General features: G+C 59.7%; 26 protein-coding genes and 1 tRNA gene. 9 read left to right on the forward strand and 18 right to left on the reverse strand.

Annotated features, from left to right (window positions below):
* Positions 1-90: 90 nt before the first annotated feature.
* The 15 genes from VGC62_RS22770 to VGC62_RS22840 form a co-directional block, all read right to left on the reverse strand.
* Complete coding sequence (locus tag VGC62_RS22770; RefSeq protein ID WP_331189335.1) at positions 91-1680, reverse strand: pilus assembly protein TadG-related protein; 1590 nt, start codon at positions 1678-1680, stop codon at positions 91-93.
* 152 nt (positions 1681-1832) lie between these two features.
* Positions 1833-2390, reverse strand: coding sequence for a hypothetical protein (locus tag VGC62_RS22775; protein WP_331189336.1), 558 nt, complete (start codon positions 2388-2390; stop codon positions 1833-1835).
* A complete protein-coding gene (locus tag VGC62_RS22780) occupies positions 2387-2881 on the reverse strand; it encodes a hypothetical protein (RefSeq protein WP_331189337.1) in 495 nt (164 codons plus the stop codon). The genes VGC62_RS22775 and VGC62_RS22780 overlap by 4 nt, the downstream gene beginning before the upstream one ends.
* Positions 2878-3735 carry a tetratricopeptide repeat protein gene (locus tag VGC62_RS22785; RefSeq protein ID WP_331189338.1) on the reverse strand — a complete coding sequence of 286 codons (858 nt, stop codon included), beginning with the start codon at positions 3733-3735 and terminating at the stop codon, positions 2878-2880. The genes VGC62_RS22780 and VGC62_RS22785 overlap by 4 nt, the downstream gene beginning before the upstream one ends.
* A 19-nt stretch (positions 3736-3754) precedes the next feature.
* Positions 3755-4699 carry a type II secretion system F family protein gene (locus tag VGC62_RS22790; protein ID WP_331189339.1) on the reverse strand — a complete coding sequence of 315 codons (945 nt, stop codon included), beginning with the start codon at positions 4697-4699 and terminating at the stop codon, positions 3755-3757.
* 30 nt (positions 4700-4729) lie between these two features.
* Complete coding sequence (locus VGC62_RS22795) at positions 4730-5710, reverse strand: type II secretion system F family protein (protein WP_331189340.1); 981 nt, start codon at positions 5708-5710, stop codon at positions 4730-4732.
* 2 nt (positions 5711-5712) lie between these two features.
* Positions 5713-7062, reverse strand: coding sequence for a CpaF family protein (locus VGC62_RS22800; RefSeq protein ID WP_331189341.1), 1350 nt, complete (start codon positions 7060-7062; stop codon positions 5713-5715).
* An 11-nt stretch (positions 7063-7073) separates the two neighbouring features.
* The gene (locus VGC62_RS22805) at positions 7074-8291 is read right to left on the reverse strand and encodes a hypothetical protein (protein ID WP_331189342.1); all 1218 of its coding nucleotides are present in this window, start codon (positions 8289-8291) and stop codon (positions 7074-7076) included.
* 12 nt (positions 8292-8303) lie between these two features.
* The gene (locus tag VGC62_RS22810) at positions 8304-8957 is read right to left on the reverse strand and encodes a CpaD family pilus assembly lipoprotein (RefSeq protein WP_331189343.1); all 654 of its coding nucleotides are present in this window, start codon (positions 8955-8957) and stop codon (positions 8304-8306) included.
* Positions 8958-8974: 17 nt separating this feature from the next.
* A complete protein-coding gene (locus VGC62_RS22815) occupies positions 8975-10345 on the reverse strand; it encodes a type II and III secretion system protein family protein (RefSeq protein ID WP_331189344.1) in 1371 nt (456 codons plus the stop codon).
* A 57-nt stretch (positions 10346-10402) separates the two neighbouring features.
* On the reverse strand, positions 10403-11323 hold the full coding sequence (cpaB, locus tag VGC62_RS22820) for a Flp pilus assembly protein CpaB (RefSeq protein ID WP_331189345.1): 921 nt from the start codon (positions 11321-11323) through the stop codon (positions 10403-10405).
* A 13-nt stretch (positions 11324-11336) separates the two neighbouring features.
* Complete coding sequence (locus tag VGC62_RS22825; protein ID WP_331189346.1) at positions 11337-11867, reverse strand: A24 family peptidase; 531 nt, start codon at positions 11865-11867, stop codon at positions 11337-11339.
* 17 nt (positions 11868-11884) lie between these two features.
* A complete protein-coding gene (locus VGC62_RS22830; RefSeq protein WP_331189347.1) occupies positions 11885-12079 on the reverse strand; it encodes a Flp family type IVb pilin in 195 nt (64 codons plus the stop codon).
* Between the two features lie 134 nt (positions 12080-12213).
* On the reverse strand, positions 12214-13635 hold the full coding sequence (locus VGC62_RS22835) for a HAMP domain-containing sensor histidine kinase (RefSeq protein WP_331189348.1): 1422 nt from the start codon (positions 13633-13635) through the stop codon (positions 12214-12216).
* 306 nt (positions 13636-13941) lie between these two features.
* Positions 13942-14607: a response regulator transcription factor gene (locus VGC62_RS22840; RefSeq protein ID WP_331189349.1), complete on the reverse strand. Its 666-nt coding sequence runs from the start codon at positions 14605-14607 to the stop codon at positions 13942-13944.
* Between the two features lie 361 nt (positions 14608-14968).
* On the opposite strand from VGC62_RS22840, the gene nadA reads away from it, so the two are divergent.
* Positions 14969-16027, forward strand: coding sequence for a quinolinate synthase NadA (nadA, locus tag VGC62_RS22845; protein ID WP_331189350.1), 1059 nt, complete (start codon positions 14969-14971; stop codon positions 16025-16027).
* A gap of 326 nt (positions 16028-16353) precedes the next feature.
* On the opposite strand, the gene VGC62_RS22850 is transcribed toward nadA, so the two are convergent.
* Positions 16354-17787: a M48 family metalloprotease gene (locus tag VGC62_RS22850; RefSeq protein WP_331189351.1), complete on the reverse strand. Its 1434-nt coding sequence runs from the start codon at positions 17785-17787 to the stop codon at positions 16354-16356.
* Between the two features lie 149 nt (positions 17788-17936).
* Between VGC62_RS22850 and VGC62_RS22855 the strand changes: the two genes are divergently transcribed.
* Entirely contained in the window at positions 17937-18188 is a 252-nt protein-coding gene (locus VGC62_RS22855; RefSeq protein ID WP_331189352.1) for a sulfurtransferase TusA family protein, read from the forward strand.
* Positions 18189-18219: 31 nt separating this feature from the next.
* Positions 18220-19290, forward strand: a complete 1071-nt coding sequence (locus VGC62_RS22860; RefSeq protein ID WP_331189353.1) for an AI-2E family transporter — start codon at positions 18220-18222, stop codon at positions 19288-19290.
* 69 nt (positions 19291-19359) lie between these two features.
* Here the strand turns inward: VGC62_RS22860 and VGC62_RS22865 are convergent, their stop codons facing one another.
* Together VGC62_RS22865 and VGC62_RS22870 are read right to left on the reverse strand one after the other, a co-directional pair.
* On the reverse strand, positions 19360-19833 hold the full coding sequence (locus VGC62_RS22865; RefSeq protein WP_331189354.1) for a peroxiredoxin: 474 nt from the start codon (positions 19831-19833) through the stop codon (positions 19360-19362).
* Between the two features lie 9 nt (positions 19834-19842).
* Positions 19843-20406, reverse strand: a complete 564-nt coding sequence (locus VGC62_RS22870; protein ID WP_331189355.1) for a glycine cleavage system protein R — start codon at positions 20404-20406, stop codon at positions 19843-19845.
* A 316-nt stretch (positions 20407-20722) separates the two neighbouring features.
* Between VGC62_RS22870 and dapA the strand changes: the two genes are divergently transcribed.
* From dapA to VGC62_RS22900, 6 genes are all read left to right on the forward strand, one after another.
* Positions 20723-21601, forward strand: coding sequence for a 4-hydroxy-tetrahydrodipicolinate synthase (gene dapA, locus VGC62_RS22875; protein WP_331189356.1), 879 nt, complete (start codon positions 20723-20725; stop codon positions 21599-21601).
* A 17-nt stretch (positions 21602-21618) separates the two neighbouring features.
* Positions 21619-22737: an outer membrane protein assembly factor BamC gene (gene bamC, locus VGC62_RS22880; RefSeq protein ID WP_331189357.1), complete on the forward strand. Its 1119-nt coding sequence runs from the start codon at positions 21619-21621 to the stop codon at positions 22735-22737.
* On the forward strand, positions 22738-23496 hold the full coding sequence (locus VGC62_RS22885) for an MBL fold metallo-hydrolase (protein WP_331189358.1): 759 nt from the start codon (positions 22738-22740) through the stop codon (positions 23494-23496).
* Between the two features lie 49 nt (positions 23497-23545).
* Entirely contained in the window at positions 23546-24256 is a 711-nt protein-coding gene (gene purC / locus VGC62_RS22890) for a phosphoribosylaminoimidazolesuccinocarboxamide synthase (protein ID WP_331189359.1), read from the forward strand.
* Between the two features lie 94 nt (positions 24257-24350).
* Positions 24351-24440: transfer RNA gene (locus VGC62_RS22895), tRNA-Ser, on the forward strand.
* 389 nt (positions 24441-24829) lie between these two features.
* Positions 24830-25188, forward strand: a 359-nt coding sequence (locus tag VGC62_RS22900; RefSeq protein ID WP_331189360.1) for a dual OB domain-containing protein, incomplete at its 3' end; no start/stop codon positions are given.

Here is a 25188-nt window from a genome sequence, read left to right on the forward strand (position 1 = left end):
AGCGCCCGAGGATAGCGGGGTGGAAGTCGGCGAGTAGTCATGGTGGCCCTTGCGCAGAAAATGAAAAAAGGAAAGTGGGTAAGCCGGTTGCTATTCGATCAGGCGGACGAAATTGCTCTGTTGCCGCAGTTCTTCGATGATGTCTTCCAGGCGCGACTGAATGGCGCCCTCCGAGGCCACGAAATCGGCGCCATTGAGGTAGGTCAGGTTGGTGCTGTTTTCGGCGCAGGCTGCAAGACCGGCGCCGGCAACTCGACGAAACGTCGACGCGCTTGCGGTGGAGTCTGAGTCGCCGGTGGATTCGTCACTGCCGGTGACGACCAGGTAGAACTTGAGGTTATGGGCCCGGAAGCTGTTGCACAGGCTGGTGAAACGTTGGGTGATGAGCGCCTGATCAGCATTGCCGGTCGTGGCGTTACCCGAGCTGGTTGTGGACGCGGTGCCGTCAATGCTTTCACCGACGTAGGCGTTGTACGCGTCGCTGTCAAACCAGCTCATGTTGGTAGAGTTGGCCAGGAACACGATGGCCTTGATGCGTTCGTTAGTACCGTCGTCGAACTCCTTGGGCAGATCGTCGTCCAGCGCCCAGCCTGAACTGCCACGAAATTCCGGTGCCAGGGCCATGGCGCTCCAGCCCATGGCGATAGCGAAGTTGACGTTAAAGCTGGCCGTCATTTTGTCCAGGCGGGCGCTGATGTCCTGCTGGTTGTTGGTCAGCGGCAACAGTTGCGCATGAGGGCAACCGCGGTCGGCCACTAGGTAGCGGGTGTCGTTGGCACCGGTTGCCGCGCCAAAAGTGGGGTTGGGCCCGACCCAGGAAATAGGATTGGCGCCTGGGCTGCCGTTTTCTGGCAGGTCGGCGCGGTAGTAGATTTTGAAACGCCCGCCAGGCGGCTCGTCCCAGAAGTAGTTCTCGCCACGGTCCAGGCCCCGGTACATGCACAGTAGATTAGCGATACGGTCAGGCATGCGGCGGTCGGCGAGGCTGCCGTAGCCGCTCTGGAACAGCGAAGTCAGCTCCACCGGATTGAGCGCGCCGCTGGCGGCCCAACTGCGAATGCGGCCGGTCTGGTTGGGATCGTAAACATTCACCGATTGGCTATAGGGCACCAGCGAGAGCCACGTGTTGCTGCTGTCGCCGATCAGGTCCTGGGCAAACGTCTTGCCCAAACGCCGCAGCGCCGCAAGATTTGCGCTGTTCTCGGCGGTAGTATTGGGCAGTGCCAGCGCCACCTCGGTCGACACTTGGCGTACCTCGCTGGTGGAGCTGATGATCACATCGCGGTTGCCGGTGTTGAGCACCAAGGGCACGTTGGTCAGTGTGGCACTCACCTTGAATGTGTTGTTCCCCGCGCTGCTGGTGCCACTGGTTACGGTAATGGTGCCCAGGTTTGCCAGTACCGCACTGTTGAGCCCCAGGTTGGCGCGTACGTATTGCTGCGCCATGGTCTGTTGGTCGCCGCTGCCATCTTTGTCCGGCGAGTAGCTGCGCCCCAGCGCTAACGCGGCAGCATCGGTGGCGCGCTTGAGCTGGCTGGTGTCACTGTTGAGCGTCACGCTGTCAACGGCGAATCCACCGGCCAGAAGCATGCCGCCCATGACCAGCAACATCATTGGGTAGACGCTGCCACGTTGACGACGCAGTGTGCGAAGCGGGGCTGTGGTGTTGAACGGGTTCATGACGCCTGACTCGACATTCAAAGGATGACCGGCATCTTTGGGTGGTGGCGATAATAAGAATTCTTCTCGATAAACCACAAGAACGGCTTCATTAAAATGGCTTAAGGATTGGTCTCAATTGCCACTGCGAACGCGTGCACCGCGTCCCTGGATCACTCGGTACTGTCGGTGGGGGTGATACCGGCCAGGGCGGATAGAGAATCGTCCAGTTCGATGTTGGCGCTGCGCAGGCGGCTGATGGCGTCGGCTTGCAGTACCTTGCCGCCGAGACTCAGGGTGCTCATGCCCATTTCATCACTGCTCTGGCAGGCACGTACAACCAGCAACGCGACACTGTCGTCGGCCTCATCGTCGCTTTCCGGCAGGGTCCCGTCGTACACCCCGCCTCCCATCGGGTCGTCGCACAAACCTGTGGTCTGGCCTAAGGGCAGTCTCCAGGCGACTTTGCCGGTGCGCATTACCTTGCCGACATACAGTTGGTAGTTGTCTCCACGCTCGGCCACCAGCTCAGCGACCAACGCATCTACCCCCTTGGCCGTCAACCGGGTCTGGTTGGACAGGGTGCTGGCCAGCATGCTGGTGCTGCGCTCAAGGTCTGCACGGCCACGGGCCAGCAGGTAGAGGTCGACTGCCAGTAGCCCACAGATGATGACCACCGAGAGCATCAGCGCGGTTTCCAGTGTGGCGCTGCCCCGCTGACGGCGCTTCATGATCCTGCACCGGGTTCATACAGATTGCCGACCACCTGGCGATAGGTGTAGGTGAACCTGTCCGACAGATTCAGCAGTGTCGGCAGTGCGGTCATCCAGTTTTGGGTCAGCTGGACTTGCACCGACAGGATCGGGCTGTCGGTGTCGTCATCCCCTTCGAGTTTCCGGGTACCGCCGCCGAAGGCTTCCAGGCTGCTGTAGCTGGTGACTTCCACCTGTAGATCAGCGCTGTCCAAATAGCCGTAGGCCGCGTCGATCATGCGCTGCTCGACGTGCTCTGCAACGCCGCTCTCGTTGTCCAGGCGCAAGCTGCTTTGCTGGCGCAAGCCTTGCAGTGCCGAGTCCAGCGCCAGATTGCCGATGACCACCACCAAGGCCAGGCGTGCCAGTTCAAAGAACATCATCAAGCCAATCAGGATCACCGGCAGCAGGAACGCGGTTTCTGTGGTGGTGATCCCGCGCTGGCTACGTCGCGCGGCGCTGCGTCTCATTGCAGCGTGTCCAGCGCCAGGGCTTGGCGGCTGGCCGCCAGCAGTTCATGGGGGACCGGTTGGCCGCCGAGAATACGTTGAGCATTGCGTGTGAGCTCGGCCAGTAACGGCTCGCTACGAACCCGCGGCATGTAGCGTTGCAGGGCTTCGCGGGCTTTGTCCTCATCGCGCAACAACAAGTGCGCCAGGGCAAGGTTCAGTACCAGGGTCGGCCGACCGCGCAGGTCGGCGCCGTCCAGCAGATCGATGGCGGCCTGGGGTTGACCCTGGTCGATCTTGCCCAGGGCCAGGTTATTCAAGGCTGGAGCATTGCCTGGGTCCAGTTGCAGCACTTTGTGCAGCAGTTCTTCGGCTTGCTGGTTGTGGCCCTCGGCGCTGCTGACGATGGCCAGGCCGTTGAGTGCTTCGGTGCTGTCCTGGCGTGCTTGCAGTGCGCACTCGAAGCTTTCCCTGGCCCCGGCAAACTGGCTGGCAGCCAACTGACCACGGCCAATGCCCATGCACAGATTAAAGCGCTGCTGGTCATTCAAACGTTCACCGGCCAGGCGCTGGCGCGCACTCACGAATAGCGGCAGGGCGTCCTGGGCAGGCAGCACGGCGGCGCTGACCTGGGCATATTCAAGGGACTCGCCAGGGTCGAGTTGGCCGCGCTGGTCGGCTCGGGCGTAAACCCCGTAGGCGGCAGCCATGCGCCCGTTGTCGCGCAACAGGCGAGCCAGGTGCAAGGCCTCGCCCGCATCGGCTTTGGTCGACAGTGGGCGGGAGTTGTCAGGTCGGTGGGTACCGCAACCGACGAGCGTGGCAATGCACAGGGCAAGTGCCAAGGGGGACAGCAGACGCGAGGATCTGGACATGGAGGGCTCCGGGGACAATTCAGTGAGTGGTCAGCATGCGCACCAGGCGAATCATCGCTGGGGCGCCCATCATGGCGATGATGGGCGGCAGCACCAGCAGCATCAGCGGCAGGCTCATTTGCGCCGGTAATTTGCCGGCCTGTTCTTCGAGGTTGAGGATCAGGGTCTTGCGGCTTTCCTCGGAAATGGTACGCAGCGCCTGGGACAGGGGTGTGCCGTAGCGCTCGGCCTGGAGCAAGGTGGCGACCATGGTTTCGACTTCGCTGACGCCACAGCGCTCGGCAAGGTTGAGCAGCGCCTTGCCACGATCACTGAGGATTTGCAGTTCGGCGAAGGTGTAGCGCAGCTCATCGGCCAGCTCCGGCGCAGACAGTGCCATCTCCTTGGACACCACTTGCAACACCCTGCCGATGGGCAGCCCGGCTTCGGCGCAAATAACCATCAGGTCCAGGCCGTCCGGGAGGCTGCGTGACAAGCGCCCGCCGCGTCGGGCGGCACGCCATTTCAGCCAGCCTTCCGGGATCAGGGTGCCGACAAACAATCCCACCAGCCCTCCCGCCAGCCCCAACAGGCTGCTGCGTTGCTGGGCATCGAGCACGCCGAACAGCACCAGTGCGACCAGTAGCAGGCCCAAGCCATATTTGGCGATCATCAACAAGCCCAGGCTGTGTGGGGCCCGAAAGCCCGCCATGACCAGCAGGCGACGCAGTTGCTGGCGATCGCCATCGGTGCCGGCCAACTGTTCGCCAAGGCGTGCCACCGGGGGCACCAGACGTTGCAGTGCGGGCGGCAAGGATGTGTTCTGGCTGCGCAGGATATCGGTCTGTTGTTCGATACGTTGCTTTACCGTCTGGCTGCCCAGGCGGGTGACCAGTGGATTGCGTCGACCGCGCAGGTACATCCCGAGCAGCAGCGCGGAACACAACAGCAGGCCGATGGCGATGATCAAGCGAGCTTCATGCATGAGGGGCTCCGAGGCGCAAAGGACGGCGGCTCATCGAATTCTCCTGACCATTGTCTGGATGATGGTCAGGCCCAGGGTGACGCTGCCCAGCACATAGATCAGGACGTTGTTGCCCGTCGGATCATTGAGCAGGAAGCGAAAGTCCGCCGGGGAGTTGAAGTACATGTACAACATCATGCAGGGCACCAACGCGGCGACGATCTTGGCCGAGGCCCTGGCTTCGGAGGTCTTGGCCATGATCTTCAGTTGCAGCTCCTGGCGTTCGCGCAGGGTGCTGGCCAGGCGTTCCAGTGTTTCGCCCAGGCGCCCACCGGATTCCTGGTTGATGATCAGGATCACCGCAAAGAAGCGGTATTCAGGCATGGGCACCCGCAGCGCCGAATCCTGCATCACCCGACGCAGGGGCACACCCAGGCGCAGCCAGTGGTCGATGATCAGAAACTCGGTGGCCAGTGGGCCGTTCAGGTGCTCGGCCACCAGGCTGAAAGCATTGCTGACCGGCACGCCAGCGCGGCAGGTACGATTGAGTGCGTCGATGGCCTGGGGCAGGCTTTGTTGCAGGGCTTTATGGTGGCGGGCCAATGCCTGACGCAGTAACAGCAGAAACAACCCTACGCTGGCGGCCAGGGCAATCAGTGGCTCCCACAGCCATGGCAACGGTGTATCACGACCCATCAGCACGCCTAACAGCAAGCCCGCCATGCCCATCAGGATCAGGCGGGTGCGCAGGTTACGACGCCAGCCCAACAGATTGATGTTCAGCCATAGCCGCGCCAGTGTGTCCCCCAACACGGGCACCCCGGCCAGTGGCGTGGCCTGGATTTCGCGCAGCATGTCGTCAATGGCATCACCCGTGCCGGGCGCTAGCGTGGGGTTCTGCTTAAGCGCCGCCAGCCGGTTGGCGCTGGCCTCGGCGCGCTGGCGGCGTTTGCTCAGTCCCAGCAGGCCGTAAAAAGCGCATAGGGTGCAGACGAAGATCAACAGGGTGACCAGATCCAGTACGGCGCCCATGCTCAGGCTCCGCCGAACAGATGCGCATGGGCACTGTAGAACTGCGGTCGTTGACCGCTGGCGACGAAATCGCCGATCAGCTTGCCATTGGCATCCACCGAGCGCAGTTGAAAGCCGAACAGCTCCTGGGTCTGGATCACGTCGTTTTCCATGCCGCACACTTCGGTGATGGAGACAATACGGCGCATCCCATCGCGCTGACGTTCGACCTGGACAATCATGTGTACGGCGCTGGCGATCTGCCGCCGAATAGCCTCCAGCGGCAGTTGCATGCCGGCCATCATCACCATGTTTTCCAGGCGCAGAATGGTGTCGCGTGGGGTATTGGCGTGTACGGTACACAGCGAGCCGTCATGGCCGGTGTTCATCGCTTGCAGCATGTCGAAGCTTTCGCCACCCCGCACTTCCCCCAGGATGATGCGGTCAGGGCGCATACGCAGGGCGTTACGCACCAGATCGCGCTGATCGACCTTGCCAGTGCCCTCGGCACTCACCGGGCGGGTTTCCAGGCGTACCACATGGATTTGTTGCATCTGCAGTTCGGCGGCGTCTTCGATGGTGACGATGCGGTCGGTGTCGTCAATTTTCTGCGACAGGGCATTGAGTAGCGTCGTCTTGCCTGCACCAGTACCGCCGGAAACGATGATATTGAGCTTGGCCACCATGGCCCGTTCCAGCACTTCGACCATTTCATAGGACATGGCCTGGCGGGCGGCCAAGGCTTCCAGGGTCAGGTTGCGACGCATGAACTTACGGATCGAGATAGTGGTGCCGTCCAGTGCCAGCGGGTAGGTGATGATGTTCACTCGGCTGCCGTCAGCCAGGCGCGCATCCACCATCGGGTGCGCTTCATCGATCCGCCGCCCAACGCCCGCCGCGATCCGCTGGGCCGTGTTGAACACATGCTCTTCGTCGAGAAACGTGATGGGCGTGAGTTCCAGCTTGCCGAACCGCTCGACGAACACCAGCTTGGCGCCGTTGACCAGGATGTCGTTGACCGATTCGTCGGCCAGCAGAGGCTGGATCGGGCCGATGCCGAGCATCTCGTCGAGCACCTCGGTGGCGATCTGCTCTTCTTCGTTGCGCGACAGTTGCAGGCGTTTTTCGTCACAAATCCGACGGATCTGGGTTTCGATCTGGGCCAGCAGCTTGTCGCGGCTCATGGCGGCGGCTTTGAGCGGATCGATCTGGTCATACAGGAAACTGCGCAGCAGGCGGCGATTGACCATGCCCGGCGTCTCGCTCTTGGCGACTTGCTGGGTGCGGCTGCTGGCGACCTTTTGCACTTCATCGTCGACGGGCGTCGGTGCCTGGCTTGGGGTCGGTGCGGGCTTGGCTTTGCGGATCAGCATTTTCAGGTTCCTCAGGCGGCGCGGCGACCAATCGCCTGTTTCAGGCGATCGATCAGGCCAGCGGGCTGCTGGCGTTCAGGGCGCCGACCGCAGGCCAGGTCAGCGAGGTCGAGCAATGCCTGGCGCATCGCAGGCAGGCGCTGTAACGACAGCGGCCCTGCCAGCAGGCTTTCATTCAAGGCGCTACCGACATAGGGCAGGCTTAGGTCCAGGCGTCGGCCGACGAACGCTTCGAATTGCTCCCGGGCGAGGGCCGGCTGCGCCGCGTGTACTGGGTTGTGTACCAGCAGTAATTGCTGGCCATCACTTTCGTCACCGATCTTGGCCAGCAGGCGCTGGGTGTTGCGCGCACCCTGAACAGTGAGGTCGGTGAGCAGAATGCGTGTCTCGCTATGGCGCAGCACTTCCATCGTTTCGTGGGGATGGGCGGCAGGCAGGTCCCAGATCACCTGATTGAACAGTCGACACAAACTGGCACCCAATCCCAGCAAGTGCTCGGAGTCCACGACCTTGAGGGTTTGAGGCGCGCTTTCCTGACCCAGCAGGTGCAGGCGCGGGTTGACGGTGATCATCGCCCGCTGTAGCAAGCGGGCGTCTATTTCCTGGCTTTCCAGGGCGCTGGCCAGCCCTGCATCGCCCTGGGCACCCAGCAGCAAACCCTGATCGCCTTTTTGTCGGTCATAGTCGACCACGGCCACGGGCACATGCCGAACCTCGGACAGCAGTTGGGCCAGCGCCGCTACCACGGTGCTGCTGCCAGCCCCGCCCGCACAGCCGGTGACGGCAATGCTGCGGCCAGTGCGCGCGAAGTCGTCGTGCTGGTCATTGCGGCTACGTTCCAGGGTGGCGGCCAACAGGTCCAGGCGCACGGGCTTGAGCAAGTAGTCGAGCACGCCGCCGTGCAGCAGGGCGCGGTAGAGATCGATGTCCGAGTGACTGCCCAACGCGACGATGTGGCAACCCGGCTCGCATAACGTGGCGAGTTCCTTGAGGGTTTGCAGTGGGGCCGTCTCACCGTCCAGATCGACAATCACCACGGCGGCAATCTGTTGCGCGCACCAGTTCAAGGCGGCTGGGCAACCGCCGGTCTGCACATGGCTGCCGGTTTCTCCCAGGCGCTGGAGCAGGGTGGTGAACTCGGCGGCCTGGGCGGCAGTGGCAGCGAAGACGGCGGTGTTGACGGTCGCCACGGCGGCTTCTACGGTCGGGCGTTGTTGAGGGCTGTTCACGATGCGGGCTCCTTACTTCTTGCTGAAGTCAATGTCGACCAGTTCGGGCAAATCGTTCTCGTGATAGCGCTGTACAGCGCCGTTGGCCTGGATGCCGTCGCCCGCGTCCAGGGTCCGTGGGGTGATCAGGTCGCGTGGGTCGCTGACCATGGCGGCGATGTTGGCCTCATTGGCGCAGCCAAGGCCTCCGAGCGAGGCATAGGGCGCAATGGTCCAACGGTCCGGGGCGCTGATGACGCATTTAGGCACCCGGACCACCAGAGCTTGGGACACCACCATCACGTCGTCCTGGCCTTTTTGCAGGCGCAGGGCTTCCAGGTTCAATTGCCGGTTGGGCAGGCCGCGCTCGCGCAGTACCTGGGCCAGGCGTGTGGCGATTCGTTCCCCGGCCGGGGTATGCGGGATCAGTGTCACGCTCTGGTTGGCTAGGCGGCCTTGTTGCACCAGCAAGTGATTGAGCTTGTCCAGCGACTCGGCAGTGAAGCTCTGGCCGTTGGGTGTGGCCACCAGCGTCAGGCTCAGTGCCTGAGGCTGCACTTCAACGGCCTGCAACGGCGGATTGGCAAAGAGGTTTTCACGGATTTGGTTCAGTTCATGGGTACAGCCTGCCAGCAGCAGCAACGGCAGGCCGAGCAGCAACAACGCAACGGATGGGCGAGGGGGCATGGGTGAACTCTCCGATCTCAATAGAGGTAGCCGGCGCTGGCGCGGGCTGGAAGCTGGGCGTCGATCATCGGTAAGCCACGGCCGGGCACCTGTAGCTGGCTTTCGCTGACCGGGTCGACCACATAGGCGGTGGCCAGGATCACCAGTTCGGTGTCTTCCTGGGTGCTGGTTTCGGACTCGAACAACCGGCCCAGCAAGGGGATACGGCTGAGCCCCGGCACACCGTTGACCTTCTGGTTGGCATTGCTGCGCAGCATGCCCGCCAGGGCGAAGCTCTGGCCGCTGGCCAGTTCCACCGTGGTGTCGGCACGGCGAACCTTGAGCGCCGGGATCACTGCGCCTTCGAGCGTCACCGAGCCGTCATCGGTCAGGTCGCTGACTTCTGGGGCGATGCGCAGGCTGATGCGGTTGGGTGACAGCAGCGTTGGGGTAATGCGCAGGATTACGCCGTACGACTTGTAGTCGATGTTGACGTTGTTGTTGGTGATCACCACTACCGGCACCTCGCCACCTGCGGCAAAGCCTGCAGTCTCACCGGACATGGCCGTGAGGTTGGGCTCGGCCAGCAACGTGGCCAGGCCTTCCTCGCTCATGGCGTTGATTACCCCGGTGAGGTTGCCGTCGCTGTAGGTCAAGCTGTTGCTGGCGGTGGATGTAACGCCGGTGACCAGGTTGAACTTGCCGCTGTTCATCACCGCATCCCAGTTCAAGCCAAGCTCATGGCTCAGGCTGCGCGCGACTTCCACTACGCGCACGCGGATGTTGACCTGGGCCGACAGCTCCACCTGCAACTGGTTAATGATGCGCGGCGGGGTATCGGGACCCTGTCTCGCGGCGCTGTTGGCGCCGACGTTCTTGGCGGTGTCGGGGGCACCCAGGGCGGCAGTGACACTGGCGATCACCTGGCGTGCTTCGATGGGCGTACGGACCTTGCCGCGCACGATCAGGCCGTTGCCCGCAGCGCTGGCGAACTCGATTTGCGACCCCGGGATTTCATCATTGAGCTGACGACGCAGGGCATCCAGGTCGTAGCCTGCGGTCAGGCGGATGGCGGCGATGACGTTGTCGTTGGCGTCCATGGCATACAGGCTGGTGGCACCGGCGCGTTCGGCGAAGACGAACACGCTGTCTGGCGAGGGCACTTGAAAGCTGGCTATTTCAGGGTCGGCGACCATGATCTTGGCGGCCGCGCCAGGTAATTTCAGCAGCCGACCTTGTTTGACAAACAGGGACAGGTCCTGGGTGGTGTTGACTTCACTGAGCGGGCTGGCGGACAGCGGCGCACCTTCGACCCGCGCCGTAATGGGCAGGGTAACCAGCAGGGCCAGGGCAACAGGCAGGCTGCGGCTGACCTGCCGCGCCTTTGGACGTTTCACGATGGGCGTCATGGGGTGGTTCCGTATGTGGATGCTGCCGACGCGCCAGGCGCCGGGCGGTTAAGGCTGTTAACGCTGGGCGGGGTCGATGATTTCCACTTTGGTGCCGCGAAACGCCATCACTTTCGGCGCTACGGCGGGGGTACTGCTGGTGGCAAATACATCGGTGGTGCCGCTGAGGGTGGTGACACCACTCGGCTGGTCATACGATTGGTCGTTTTCCCCATGACGCAGGGGCCGCAAGGCGAGTTGCAGGCTGCCGATTTCCTTGGCGACCGCCAGCCTTTCTGCCTGACTGGGGTCCACTTCAAGGGTAACGGTCTCGAAGTTGGCCACGACTTTGGCAGGCTTGGCCTGGGTACCGTCCTTCTTGGCTGCTGCCTCGTCGTCTTCACGCGGCGGCTGGTCGATGCCTGTCACGTTGTTCAGCGCCAATACGCGCACATCACGCAGAATGGTCTGCGCGGCCAGGAACGGCGCTGCGTCCTTGTTTTGGTCGCCGGTCTTCTCGCGGTCACGTTGCAGTCCGAGGATCACATCCACCCGATCACCCGGCGACACCAGGCCGAAGTTGCTCTCTACGCGGCTGGTGGGAATGGACACCGCGCGCATGTCTGGGCTGAGTACTGCCGCCAGGAACCCCGGCTCGCCACGGCGTACGACTTTGTCGATGCGAATGGCTTCGCCGGCTTTTATTGTTTCGCGCACCGTGGCGCCGAACAGTGCTTCCAGGTTGTCCTGACCGCGGACGAAGTAGCGGCTGCGGCTGGGCTTGTCCTTCACCGGTTGCCAGGTGAGTTGCGAGCTGTCGATGAAGTCCCCAGGTTCGAGCACCTTACTGGCGACCAATACCTCGCCGGCCGCTTGCACGGTGACCACAGGAGGGGGGGCGGTAACCTTGGGCGGGGCCAGCAGGCTGCGCACCAAAAGCGCTGCGCCAGCTGCCAGGAACACGGCGGTGACGAGCAGCAGCAGAGAGTTCTTTTTCATCGATTGTGGTGGCTCATGAATGAATGGGAATGAACAGCGTGCCCAAGGCACCGACGGCAATGGCGGCCGCGTAAGGGATGCCCGGCAGCGGTATATCGCCCAGGCACTGCGGCAGTGGCGGTGTGCGGGGCAGGTGCTGTACCAGGCCCCACCAGGTCAGTGCCAGCATCCGTTCAAACAGGCTCAGCAGTGGTAACAGCAAGGCCAACAGCCCGCCGACCAGGGAGGTGAGGATGATGAACGTTGCTTGATTCGAAGCACCTAGCCAAAGGCACAGCACGGTCATCAGCTTTACATCTCCGGCACCGACGCGACCGAGCCGAAACAAACCGAAACCCACCACCAGAACTGCCAGTGCGCCAGGCAGTGCCCAGGCCGCGTCCACCAGCACATCGCTGGCCGAGACACTGCCTGGCAGCGCCAGGAGCAATGCCCCCAGCCACAGCATCAGAAGCGTCAGCACCAGGCGATTGTGAATCTTGCGATAGAGCAGATCGCTGACCGTCGCCCATAACAAGGCGGGTGGCAGGATCAGGCTGGTCAAGGTGGGTATCGAGGGGATCATTTGCTGTTGTTGTTGGTGGTACTGATTTGATCGGCGATGTCGGTGAAGCGGCTTTTGAGGGCGGTGATGAAGGCGCCGTCGCTGCCGAAGATCATGCCGATGGCCGCCGCCATCGAAGCGGCGAGGATGCCGTATTCGATTGCAGTCACACCGCTTTCATCCATGAGAAAGGCTTTCAGAGATTGGCGCATGGAGAGGTCCTCGGGTTCGTCCGGCCGCACGGGCCGGTGGTAATGGATAGGTGGGAAAGCCGAGGGAGAATAAGAGTTGTTCTCGTTTGTGTGCAATGTCGCGATCATTAAGAGTCGTTAAGGAAGCAGCGTTTTCAGACCCGCTCCACCAGCAGGCCAATCCGTAGCCCAGGGGCGTTGTCATGCATCAGCAACTCGCCACCGTGCAGGTCGGCAATGGCCTTGACCAGGGTCAGCCCCAGGCCATTGCCCTGCACCCCTTCCGAGGTGTCCAAACGCAGGAATCGTTCGGTGGCGCGCTCGCACAGGGCTTGTGGAATACCGGGGCCCTGATCAGCGACGCCGATTTCCAGCCCTTGGCGACAGGGTCTTGCAAACAGCAGAACCGGCGCACCCGGGGGCGAATATTTAAGGGCGTTGTCGGTAAGGTTGGCCAGTGCCTGGAACAGCAGTGCGCGATCACCCAGCAGGGTGAATTCGGCCTCCATGCTGACGTCCAGCGCCGAGTTCAGTTGTTCAGCCAGCGGCAAGTAGTATTCACGCAGGTCCATCAACAGTGCTCTGGCGTCGAGCGCCTCGAAGGTGTGCGCGCAGCGTCCGCTTTCGACTTCGCCGATGCGCATCACCGTTCGAAACAGAGTGTGCAGGTGCTCGCTCTCGGTCACGGCGCCCTGCAATTCTTCGCGCATGCTGCCCTCGGCTTTTTCCGAGGCGCTGACCAAACGGTTCTGCAAGCGCGTCAGGGGCGTGCGCAGTTCGTGGGCGATGTGGCTGGTCACGCTGCGTACTTCGTTCATCAGCCGGTTGATGCGCGTAAGGCTGGCATTGATCTCCACGCCCAAACGGTCGATTTCGTCGCCGTGGGGGTCCTGGGGCGGGGCGGCGCGGTGGTCGCCACTGGCAAAGCGCTGAAGGGCATCGCGGATCAGGTCGATGCGTTGCAGGCTGTGCAAGCTATAGCGCAGGCTGACGCACAAGCTGCCGAGCAAAATGAAGAACAGCGCCGCGCCGCCCAGCAAGGGGATCACCTGAATGCGTTCGAGCATCGGTTGCAGGTCGTACGCGGCGAAATAGCGCCCGCCATCCTGAAGCTTGACGACCAACCCGAGCAGTTCCTTGTGTCGGCCTTCATCGGTCTTAAGCGAGTAGCGGCGCCAGTCGCCGTTGCAACTCGGCGGGTCGCAGGCCAGCAAGGGCACCAGCTCTTGGCTGCCATACAACGGTCGGTCGTTGGTGTCGACCACCAGCCAATAGCGTTCATCGCGAGGCGCGTAAGTGTCCTCTCGGCGCAATAGGTCGACCACCTGTTCATGATCGTGGGCCGAAAGGCGCATGTTCAGCGCGCGAGCGTCGGCCAGCAACATGTCGCTGACGTGGTTGCGCATCACGTTGTCTAGAAGGCACACACTGCCGAACACCGATGACAGCGAAACCAGCAGGCAGATGAACGCACTGGTCGCGGCCTGTTGCAGGTTGCTCGACTCAAGTGTCTGTTGTGCCCGACGCCAGTGGATGGCGGTGGATGCTGGGCCCTTGCGGGATAACCAAATACGCATCGATCGTTTCCAGGTCGTCTTATTGGCCACATGGGGCGCTACGAACATTGCCCATCACATCGGTCGGTGGGGCGGTAGAAATCGAACGCGTCATGGGTCCCATCGTCGGCTTCACGAGCCTGCAGCGCGTCGTTGCAGGTAGCAACCTTGAAGCGTGGTTCGCAGTCCTTGAAGGACGGGCATGCAGCGGCAGCGATCATGGAGATATGTGCTCAAAAAACAGGGAAGCTGGCACCATAGGGCGCAGCGCAGACGGCCAACAAGCCCTTGATCATTAAGAGTGCTTAAGGTGTCCGTTACTGCAGATCAGCCGAGTTCGTAGCCGATAGCGCGGATTGTTCGCAGGAGGGAGCGTTCGTGCCCCTTGTCGATCTTGGTCCGCAGCTTGGACATGTGGACATCGATCAGATTGGTCTGTGGATCGAAATGGTAACCCCATACCTTTTCCAGCAGCATGGTCCGCGTGACGGTCTGGCCGACATGCTCGGCCAGTACCTGCAGCAGGCGGAACTCCTTGTCGGTGAGATCGATGACCTGACCAGCGCGCTTGACCCGGCGTTGGCCCAGGTCAATGAACAGATCCTCGACGTACACTTGTTCCTCGATCCCGCTTTGCTGACGACGACGAGTCAACACCTCCAGGCGCAGTAGCAGTTCGGTGTAGTCAAAAGGCTTGCCCAGATAGTCGTCGGCCCCGGCACGCAGACCGTCTACGCGGTCGCTGGTCTGGTCGTTGGCTGACAGAATAAGTACCGGGGGCCGTGCTGTCCCTCGCATCCGGTTGAGGACTTCGATGCCATCCATTTGCGGCAAGATACGGTCGAGTACCACGACATCGAAAGCTTCTTGCTTGATCATCTCCAGAGCACCCTCGCCATCACCCACCAAGCGGCATTGATGACCCGACGCGTGTAATTTGCTGCTTAACCAGTGGCTCACGGACAGATCGTCCTCCACGACTAAAATACGCATGCATCCACCTTTTTCAGGATCAATAGTTTACTCAGCAATAACTCTGCAAATGATAAGCGTTATCAACTAGGCTAGTATTGCCGAATCGTTTAAGTGTGTCTAATTTTTTTTACGCTCGATTGAATTCACTCTTCTCGAGTTCGTAGACATCTCTATGCCTTAAATGAGGAGGTAGCGGGAAGTTCAATAGCGCACTTTGCGCAGAGATTTTCGCTATGCCGTGGGAGTAACTTGCAAAGATGACCTCTGTTTAAGGTTGATTCACCGCAGAGGCAAACTGGACGGGGCTCGAAGGTTTTTTCTACCTGTGGTCAGGTGTAAACTTCGCGTTCGCGCGAAGGCGCACTCAGGTCCAGCGAACATGACACAGATTTCCGAACGCCTTCTGGTTCAGGCTCATCTCGATGCCAAGCAGCCCAAACCGCTGACTCCAGACCAGCAAGCACAATACCGTCGCGCTATCGCCGCTGAGCTCAAGGCTCAGGACGCAGTCTTGGTCGCCCATTATTATTGCGACCCAGTGATTCAGGCCTTGGCCGAACAAACCGGTGGTTGTGTGTCTGACTCCCTTGAAATGGCTCGCTTTGGCAGGGACCACCCGGCCAAGACCGTGTTGGTCGCCGGTGTGCGGTTCATGGGTGAGACTGCAAAAATCCTTACCCCTGAAAAACGTGTACTGATGCCAACGCTCGACGCTACTTGCTCCCTTGATCTGGGGTGTGGAGTCGATGAGTTTTCGGCGTTCTGCGACCAGCATCCAGAGCGCACGGTGGTGGTGTATGCCAACACCTCTGCGGCAGTCAAAGCCCGTGCTGACTGGGTTGTGACATCAAGTTGCGCGCTGGAAATCGTCGAGAGCCTGATGGACAACGGCGAGAAAATCATCTGGGCGCCCGACAAGCACCTGGGCCGCTATATCCAGCGTGAAACCGGGGCCGACATGCTGCTCTGGGACGGGGCTTGCATCGTCCACGAAGAGTTCAAGTCCAGACAACTGGAAGACATGAAGGCGTTGTACCCAGACGCCGCTATTCTGGTGCATCCGGAATCGCCTGAATCGGTGATCGACCTGGCCGATGCGGTGGGTTCCACCAGCCAGCTGATTGCCGCGGCACAAACCCTGCCCAACAAGACCTTCATCGTGGCGACTGATCGGGGCATTTTTTACAAGATGCAGCAGTTGTGCCCGGACAAGATATTCATTGAAGCGCCCACTGCGGGTAACGGTGCGGCATGCCGCAGTTGCGCGCACTGCCCGTGGATGGCGATGAATACGCTGGAGCGTACGCTGCAGTGCTTGCGTGAAGGGACCAATGAGATTTTCGTCGATCCTGCGATCATCCCCCATGCCGTCAGGCCGCTGCAGCGGATGCTGGACTTCACCCAGGCTGCGCGGTTGAAGCTGGCGGGGAATGCCTGATCCCGATGTGTAGATACTCTGTTCCCGGTCAAGCTTTCAACAGGTGCTTTTTGCTGAAAAGCGTGGCCGTATCAAAAGGGCCAGAACGCGCTGTAGGAGCGCGGCTTGCCCCGCGACCTGGCGCGCAGCGGCAGTAAACCCGGTGCGCGTGGTCTGCCAGTCACACTGCATGCGCAGGTTTTACGACAGTTCCCCGCCGGTCGCGGGACAAGCCCTGCTCCCACATGGGGGCTGGGCCAGAGCGCACTGTAGGAGGGAACTTGTTCGCGAGGCGGTGTCTCAAACGCACCGTGTTGCTCGCATCGCCAACAAGTTGGCTCCTACAGTCAGTTCATCATTTCTTTCACTGCGCGCTCTTGCTCGATGATTTCTTTCTGGCGGGCATCAATGCGTGATGCCAACTGGAAGTTGTTGTTCGCCCGGCGCTTGGCAAAGTCCAACTGTTGAATGGCTTGTTTGAAATCGCCCATCAGTGCGAAGTACTCGGCGCGAGCCTGGTGCAGGCCGATGGTGTTGCCTGAAAGGCCGCGAGTATCGGCCACCTGGTTCCAGATATCCGGATCATCCGGACGGCTCTTGAGCAAGGCTTCCAGCGTTTTAAGTGCTTCGGGGGCCTTTGACTGTTTGAGCAGCACGTCTACCTTTGCCTGATTGAGCGGGTAGTTATCCGGAAAGATCCCTAATAATCGGTCAACCCGCTGCTGTGCGTCCGGCAGCCGATTGTTGGCGATGTCCAGATTGATGGCCGCCAGGTTGTAAGTAATGTTTTCCGGCGCCTTGTCCAGCAGCGGTTTGAGTGACTCCCGGGCTTCGTTCAGTTGCCCGCCTTTGGTCTGCGCCAGGGCCAGACCGTAGCGAGCTGCATCGTTTTTCGGGTTTTCAGCCATTTGCGCACGGAAGCGCTTGGCCGCCACGCCCGGTGTTTCTTCGTAGGTCAGCACCACCCGGGCACGCATCAGTTGATAGGCTGGGCTGTCTTCCTTGCCGCCAGGTTTGGATTGCTCGGCGCGGTTACGGGTATCGGCGATACGCGATTCGGTCACTGGGTGACTCATCAGGAACTCAGGCGGTTTTGCGTCATAGCGATATTGGCGCGCCAGACGTTCGAACATAGTGGGCATGTTGCGTGGGTCGTAACCGGCTTTTTCCAGATTGAGAATACCGATGCGGTCTGCTTCCGCTTCATTCTGCCTGGAGAAACGAGCCTGCTCTTGAATCGCTGCAGCCTGGGTGCCCGCAATGGTGGCGATCCCCGCATCACCCGCACCGGCAGCGGCCATGACGATGCCCGCTAGCATGGCCGCCAGCACAGGCACCTGCATACGCTGCTGAGCTTGCACCCCTCGGGCAAAGTGGCGTTGTGATAAGTGAGCCAGTTCATGCGCCAGAACTGCGGCGTACTCGCCCTCGCTTTCGGCATGCAGAAACAGGCCGCCGTTGACGCCGATAATCCCGCCTGGAGCTGCGAATGCGTTGATTTCAGGGGTGTTGATCAGGATGAACTCAAGACGATGGTCCTGAACCTGGCTGGTTTCGGCCAGGCGATAAACCGATGTTTCGACAAAATCCTTGAGTTGGGGGTCGTTCAATTGAGGGACCTGAGAGCGCAGCAGGCTCAGCCAGGCACGGCCTAAATCATATTCTTGTTGTGGTGAAACAATTGCGGAGCTGGCGTCTCCGAGTGACGGCAAGTCATCGGCCGAACTCGGCATGGCGAGCAGGCATGCAATCGTCAGCAGGGTGGGGCGCAAAAAATTCATGCACGAAACTCTGAGGCAGAAAGACCTTACTGTAGCTGGCTCAATGGCTTGCTGACCAGAGTGGGGTATTCTTGCGAGCTTGTACGAAAGGTCCGCTTCGTTCAGTTTGTGTTTTCACGTAATCTGATGTGCCTGCCCGGAGAGAAACGATGTCTGACGCTTTAGAGCGCCCCAAGACCTGTGACGCTGAGCTTGATGCCAGCGGTCTGGCCTGCCCTCTGCCCTTGTTGAAAGCCAAAATGGAACTCAATGGCCTGGCCACGGGAGCTGTCCTCAAAGTCACCGCCACTGACGCCGGCTCCCAGCGTGACTTCAGAACCTTCGCCAAACTGGCCGGTCATGTGTTGCTGCACGAAGAAGTAGCCGACGGCGTTTATCGCTATTGGTTACGCAAAGCCTGATTTTATTCCCCCTTCGCCCAAAGGATTTTTGATGTTCAAGGTGCTTCGTGACTGGATGCAACGCTACTTCTCGGATGAAGAGGCCGTGGTACTGGCAGTCTTGCTGGTATTGGCGTTCACGATCGTTTTGACCTTGGGTGGCATGCTGGCGCCTGTGTTGGCGGGGCTGGTGCTGGCGTTTTTGATGCAGGGGCTGGTGGTTCACCTAGTGCGCCTGCACGTGCCAGAGGGAGCCGCTGTCGCGTTGGTCTTTGCGCTGTTCATGGGGGCGCTGACGGTTTTTCTGTTGGTGTTGGTGCCGTTGCTTTGGCATCAGTTGATTACTTTTTTCAACGAACTTCCTGGGATGCTCGCCAAGTGGCAATCGCTGTTGCTGCTGCTGCCTGAGCGTTACCCGCATCTGGTGTCTGACGAGCAGGTTTTACAGGCCATAGAGGCCGCCCGAGGGGAGATTGGCAAGTTTGGTCAGTGGGCGCTGACCTTTTCATTGTCGAGCCTGCCGCTGCTGGTCAACATGATGATCTACCTGGTACTGGTGCCGATTCTGGTGTTCTTCTTCCTCAAGGATCGCCGCATGATTGGCCGCTGGGCTCGTGGCTACCTGCCGCGCGAGCGCACGCTGATCACCCGCGTCGCCGAAGAAATGAACCGCCAGATCGCCAACTACATTCGCGGCAAGGTCATCGAGATCGTCGTGTGTGGCGTGGTGACCTACATTGCGTTCTGGGCGATGGGCCTCAATTATTCGGCCTTGCTGGCGATGTTGGTGGGTATTTCGGTGGTGGTGCCCTATGTCGGTGCGGTGGTGGTTACCGTGCCGGTGGCGTTCATCGCTTTGTTCCAATGGGGCTGGAGCGATCAGTTCATTTACCTGATGGCCGTCTACGGAATCATTCAGACCCTGGACGGCAACGTGCTGGTGCCGTTGCTGTTCTCTGAAGCGGTGAGCTTGCACCCGGTCGCAATTATCTGCGCTGTGCTGTTATTCGGTGGCCTTTGGGGGTTCTGGGGAATTTTCTTCGCGATCCCGCTGGCGACCTTGTTCAAGGCGGTACTGGATGCGTGGCCACGTAATGAACCCACGGTGGCACCGTTGTTGTAGGGGACTGATTTTATTTACAACGTTTCATCGTAAATAAATCCGTCCCCGGACCGCCGGACCGCGTTGACATCAAGCCTTATTCAGTGCTTGAGCCTGTTCCAGCACAGCGTCGACATGGCCTGGCACTTTCACGCCACGCCATTCCTTGCGCAATACGCCTTCCTTGTCGATCAGGAAAGTGCTGCGGTCAACGCCCATATATTCCTTGCCGTACAGCTTTTTCAGCTTGATTACGTCGAACAGTTGGCACAGCGACTCATCTTTATCCGAAATCAGCTCGAACGGGAATGCCTGCTTGGCCTTGAAGTTCTCGTGGGACTTGAGGCTGTCCCGCGAGACGCCAAACACAACGGTGTTAGCCGCTTTGAAGGCTTGGTGCTGATCACGAAAGCCTTGGCCCTCGGTGGTGCAGCCAGGCGTGCTGTCCTTGGGATAGAAGTAAATTACCACTTGCTGACCTTTCAGCGCAGACAGGCTGATGGCCTGATCGCTGGTGGCCTGCACCTGAAAATCGGCAACGGGTTTATCCAGTTCAACGGCCATGAATCTTCCTTACATCGGTGCTTGTGGGCGCCATGGTTCGATCAGCGCATCGAGGTTCAGTGCGTCGGCGAAGTCCAGAAACTGGTCGCGTAGCCAACTGATCTGGGTACCCGCGGGCAGGGTCACGGTGAATGTTGCGTTAAGCATGGTGCCGCCCGTCTGTGGCGCCTGGTAGGTGTCACAGATCAGGTTCTCCAGCTCAACGTTATGGTCGATGAAGAACTGGCACAGCTCATTGATGATGTCCGGACGGTACGCCGAGCTGACATACGCCACATAAGGCAGCGCCTCGGGGCGACTTTCCAGCGAAGCGCTGCGCACCACACTGACCGTGAAGGCGTGTTTCTTCGACAGATTCGGCAGGCCGGTTTCCAGGCGCGCCAGAGCGTCCCAGCTTCCGGACACCTGAAGGATCAGCGCGCTGTACTCACCATGACGAGTCAACCGGGAACTGACGACCGAGCAACGGTTTTCATGACTGGCGCGGCACAGGACGTTGGTCAGCTCCATTGGGTTGGCGCCAAGGGCACTGATGACAAGGAATTGTTCGCGAACTGTGGGGATTGACGACATGCAACATTCCTAAGCGATGAGCGGTCGGTACATTATTGGCTTGAACGGCGGATTCGACGCGCCACGGCATCGTAAATCCCCCTGTATCGCTGGTGGATCGTGCCTGGGTGAGCAAGCAACGACCACGCTGGAGCAAGGGTTACGACGACGAAAACGGGTGATCGAACGAGCTGAGCAGATGACCAGTACCAATCAAAGACCGAAGGGTAGCGAAAACCGTCGCTCAGGGGAATGCTCGTAGCGCGGTACTTCGCTTGTGCAAGGATGATGGCGCCAGTACCATTACCGCTCTCTTTTTCCGGCAGGAGCGGTTTGCATGATTGCGGGCAGTATGGTGGCACTGGTCACACCTATGGATGCACAAGGTCGTCTGGACTGGGACAGCCTGAGCAAACTGGTGGACTTTCACCTGCAAGAGGGCACAAACGCCATTGTTGCCGTCGGCACCACTGGTGAGTCTGCCACTCTGGACGTCAACGAGCACATCGAAGTCATTCGACGTGTGGTCCAGCAGGTCAATGGTCGTATTCCGGTCATCGCCGGTACGGGCGCCAACTCCACCCGTGAGGCGGTCGAACTGACCACCAACGCCAAGAACGCTGGCGCCGATGCCTGCCTGCTGGTAACGCCTTACTACAACAAGCCAACCCAGGAAGGCTTGTATCGGCACTTCAAGCACATCGCCGAAGCGGTCGACATCCCACAGATTCTCTACAACGTGCCCGGCCGTACAGCCTGCGACATGCTGGCCGAGACCGTCATCCGTCTGTCGACAGTCAAAAATATTATCGCCATCAAGGAAGCCACCGGTGACCTGCAGCGCGCCAAAGACATCCTGGCTGGCGTCAGCAGTGATTTTCTGGTGTATTCCGGCGATGACGCGACGGCCGTCGAGCTGATCCTGTTAGGCGGCAAAGGCAACATCTCGGTGACTGCCAACGTCGCGCCGCGCGCCATGAGCGACCTGTGCAAGGCCGCGATGGCTGGTGATGCCGTGACCGCCCGGGCGATCCACGAAAAACTGATGCCCTTGAACAAGACCTTGTTCATCGAATCGAACCCTATCCCCGTGAAATGGGCCCTGCATGAAATGGGTTTGATACCGGACGGTATCCGTCTGCCGCTCACCTGGCTCAGCGAACCCTGTCACGAACCGCTGCGACAGGCTCTGCGCCAGTCCGGCGTATTGGTTTAATGAGGAAGCACTACGCAATGAAGCGACTGGCCGGACTTTCCGCACTAGCCCTGATTATCTCCAGTACCAGCGGTTGCAGCTGGCTGTTTGGTCAGGACGGTTATTTCCGTGATCGCAGCAGCGATTACCTCGAAGCAACCCAGAAACCACCGATGCAACTGCCGCCAGGCATTCAGGAGTCCAAGCGTCTGGATCCGCTACTGCCGATTCCGCGTAATGTGGCCGACGACGCTCAGAAAGGCGGTGAATTCAACGTGCCGCGTCCGCAGCCGTTGCTCACCGCTGACGAATCGACCGATTTCAGCCTGCAAAAGAGCGGCGACAATCGCTGGATTCTCGCTCAGCGCGCGCCGGCTGAAGTCTGGCCAGTGGCTCACCAATACTTTGAAGACAACGGTTTCCGCATCGCTGAAGATCGTCCCGCCACGGGTGAGTTCAACACCACCTGGCAGCGTATGGACGAGCTTTCCGCCGCAGTCGCCAAACGCATGAGCACCGGTGGCTCGGCTGCCGATACCGAGACCCGCGTGCGTGTGCGCATCGAGCCAGGTGTTCAGCGCAACACCAGCGAGATCTACGTGGTCAGCGTTCAGCGTCCGGCTGGCAGCACGTCCGAGGCCGAGTTCCCATCGAGAAGCACCAATGTCGGTCTCGATTCGGTCCTGACCGATGACATGCTGGCAAACCTGAGCCGTAACGCCGAGAAGGGCGGTTCGGTTTCTCTGTTGGCCGCGCGCGACTATGACACCCCAAGCCGCGTCTCCCTGAGCGAAGACGGCAGCGGTAACCCGGTTCTGAACCTTGGCGCAGACCTCGATCGCGCATGGTCCAGCGTCGGTCGGGCATTGGGGCAGGGCGATTGGCGCGTTGAAGACATCAACCGCAGCCTGGGCCTTTACTACATCAACCTGGCGGAAAAAGCCGATAAGCCGGAAAACAAACCTGGCTTCTTCGCGCGCGTGTTCGGCAGCGAAGATACCAAGGAAGAAAAAGAAGCCCGTGCCGACCGTTATCAGGTTCGCTTGAGCAAAGTGGGTGACAACGTTCAGGTCACTGTCGAGAAGAACATCAACACCGTCGCGCCGGCCGAAATCGCCCGCCGTGTACTGGGTGTGATTCAAGACAACCTCGGTTAAGTGCGCTTCTCGGTTCTGGGAAGCGGCAGCCGGGGTAACGGTACCTTGGTCGCAAGCAACGAAACGTATGTGCTGGTCGATTGCGGTTTCTCCCTGCGGGAAACCGAACGACGGTTGGACCGGCTGGGTGTCAGCGGTCGTCAGTTGAGCGCCATACTGGTAACCCACGAGCATGCCGATCATGTGCATGGCGTGGGTTTACTGGCCAGGCGCTACGATTTGCCGGTGTACCTGAGCGATGGCACCTTTCGTGGCATGCGCAAGCCGGTCGAAGTGGCAGGCGCCCTGAAGGGCGGACAAAAGTTGCGAATCGGGGCGTTGGACATCGATGTGGTGTCTGTGGCTCACGATGCACTTGAGCCGACGCAGTTTGTGTTCAGTGACGGGCAGCGGCGCTTCGGCCTGCTGACCGACCTGGGATCGTACTGTCCGTTGGTGCTGCACAGTTATGCTGGGCTGGATGCACTAATGATCGAGTCCAACCATTGTCGCGACATGCTCGCTCGCGGTCATTACCCATACTTTCTCAAGCAACGGGTAGGGGGTGAACGGGGGCATTTGAACAACCATCAGGCCGCAAGCCTGGTGAGCGAGTTGGGATGGCAGGATTTGCAGCACCTGGTGCTGGCCCATCTCAGTAGCAAGAACAACCTGCCGCATCTGGCCCGGCAATGTTTCGTCGACACCCTCGGGTGCGATCCGGACTGGCTACAATTGGCCGATCAAGATTCCGGGCTCGACTGGCGCGAAATCGCCTAGCGTCCCAAACGGGGCGCCTAGCCCAACTATTTAGCAAGCGGAGCCCATCATGGAAAAACGTGAAGAACTCTACCGCGGCAAAGCCAAGTCGGTGTACGCCACTGACGATGCTGACCGCTTGATCCTGCTGTTTCGCAACGACACCTCGGCGTTCGACGGCAAGCGCATCGAACAACTCGACCGCAAAGGCATGGTGAACAACAAGTTCAATGCCTTCATCATGCAAAAGCTCGAAGCCGCAGGCATTCCGACCCAATTCGACAAGCTACTGGGCGACAACGAATGCCTGGTCAAGAAGCTCGACATGATCCCGGTCGAATGCGTCGTGCGTAACTACGCTGCTGGCAGCCTGGTCAAGCGATTGGGCATCGAAGAGGGTCAGAAACTCAACCCGTACACCTTCGAACTGTTCCTGAAAAACGACGCCATGGGCGACCCGTTCATCAACGAATCCCACGTCGTGGCCTTCGGCTGGGGCACCGCAGAACAGCTCGTACGCATGAAAGAGCTGTCGCTGAAGGTCAACGAGGTCCTGAGTAAACTGTTCGACGATGCAGGCCTGCTGCTGGTCGACTTCAAACTCGAATTCGGCGTATTTCACGGCCAAATCGTCCTGGGCGACGAGTTCAGCCCGGATGGCTGCCGTCTATGGGACAAAGAAACCCGCAAGAAAATGGACAAGGACCGCTTCCGCCAAGGCCTGGGTGATGTCATCGAAGCCTACGAAGAAGTCGCCCAACGTCTTGGCGTACCGCTCTAAACAGCGAAAGCGCCGCAAGCATCTGATAGCACGCGAAAAAATCCTCAAATAGGGGTTCGCGTTGCGCAATCTAGCTGTTATGATGCGCGCCGTTGGAGAGATGCCGGAGTGGCCGAACGGGACGGATTCGAAATCCGTTGTACTGGCGACAGTACCTAGGGTTCAAATCCCTATCTCTCCGCCATTACAGAAAAACCTTTGTAAATCAATGAGTTACGAAGGTTCAGAAACAGCGATTTGTAGCAGTAGTTTGTAGCAATTTTTTGCCAAACTGCAGCGACCAGATCGCTGTTTTTTTTCGTCTGTATTTTTTGATTGAGTGATCAAATTCTACCGTCACGTCTCATTGGCCAGCACCCTCTGTGATCGCCTATGGTGCGAAACGTCGGGGTTTCACCTCGCTCTACATAGCATCCTAGCGAATATGCGTTAAAAGCTCCTGTGATTCGATTCAGATGGGTTTGGCCTGTTGCGGCTCTGAGTAGTGCGGGAAAGGGTGAACCAAGGTAGTGTTGCGTCTAAGACAAATGTCAGTGAGGATGGAGGCATAACGCCACCAAGGAAAGGGTCACCATGTCTTACCAGATCGTCTGTCTAGCAAACTCGTGGAAGCACAAGGCACGTTGTGTTGCCGGAAAAATCGTTAGTGGCCAATACAAAGGGTATTGGGTTCGACCTGTTGGTAACAGAGAAGAAAACAGAGCGATTTTAGATGCGGAACGCCAATACGCCACGGGAGGGTTTGCGGTCCCACTTGACGTGATGCAAATTTCTTTTTCTGCTAAGCAGGAAGGAACATTTCAACAAGAAAACCTGATTATCTCTGATGAAAAATGGCAACGAGTAGGACGACTGACGATTGCTGATTTAGCGGGTTATGTGGATTCTCCAGATAAGCTTTGGGAGAATGGTCACGACAGTACCTATGGCAA

The sequence above is a fragment of the Pseudomonas sp. genome (assembly GCF_036404235.1).
GTDB lineage: Bacteria > Pseudomonadota > Gammaproteobacteria > Pseudomonadales > Pseudomonadaceae > Aquipseudomonas.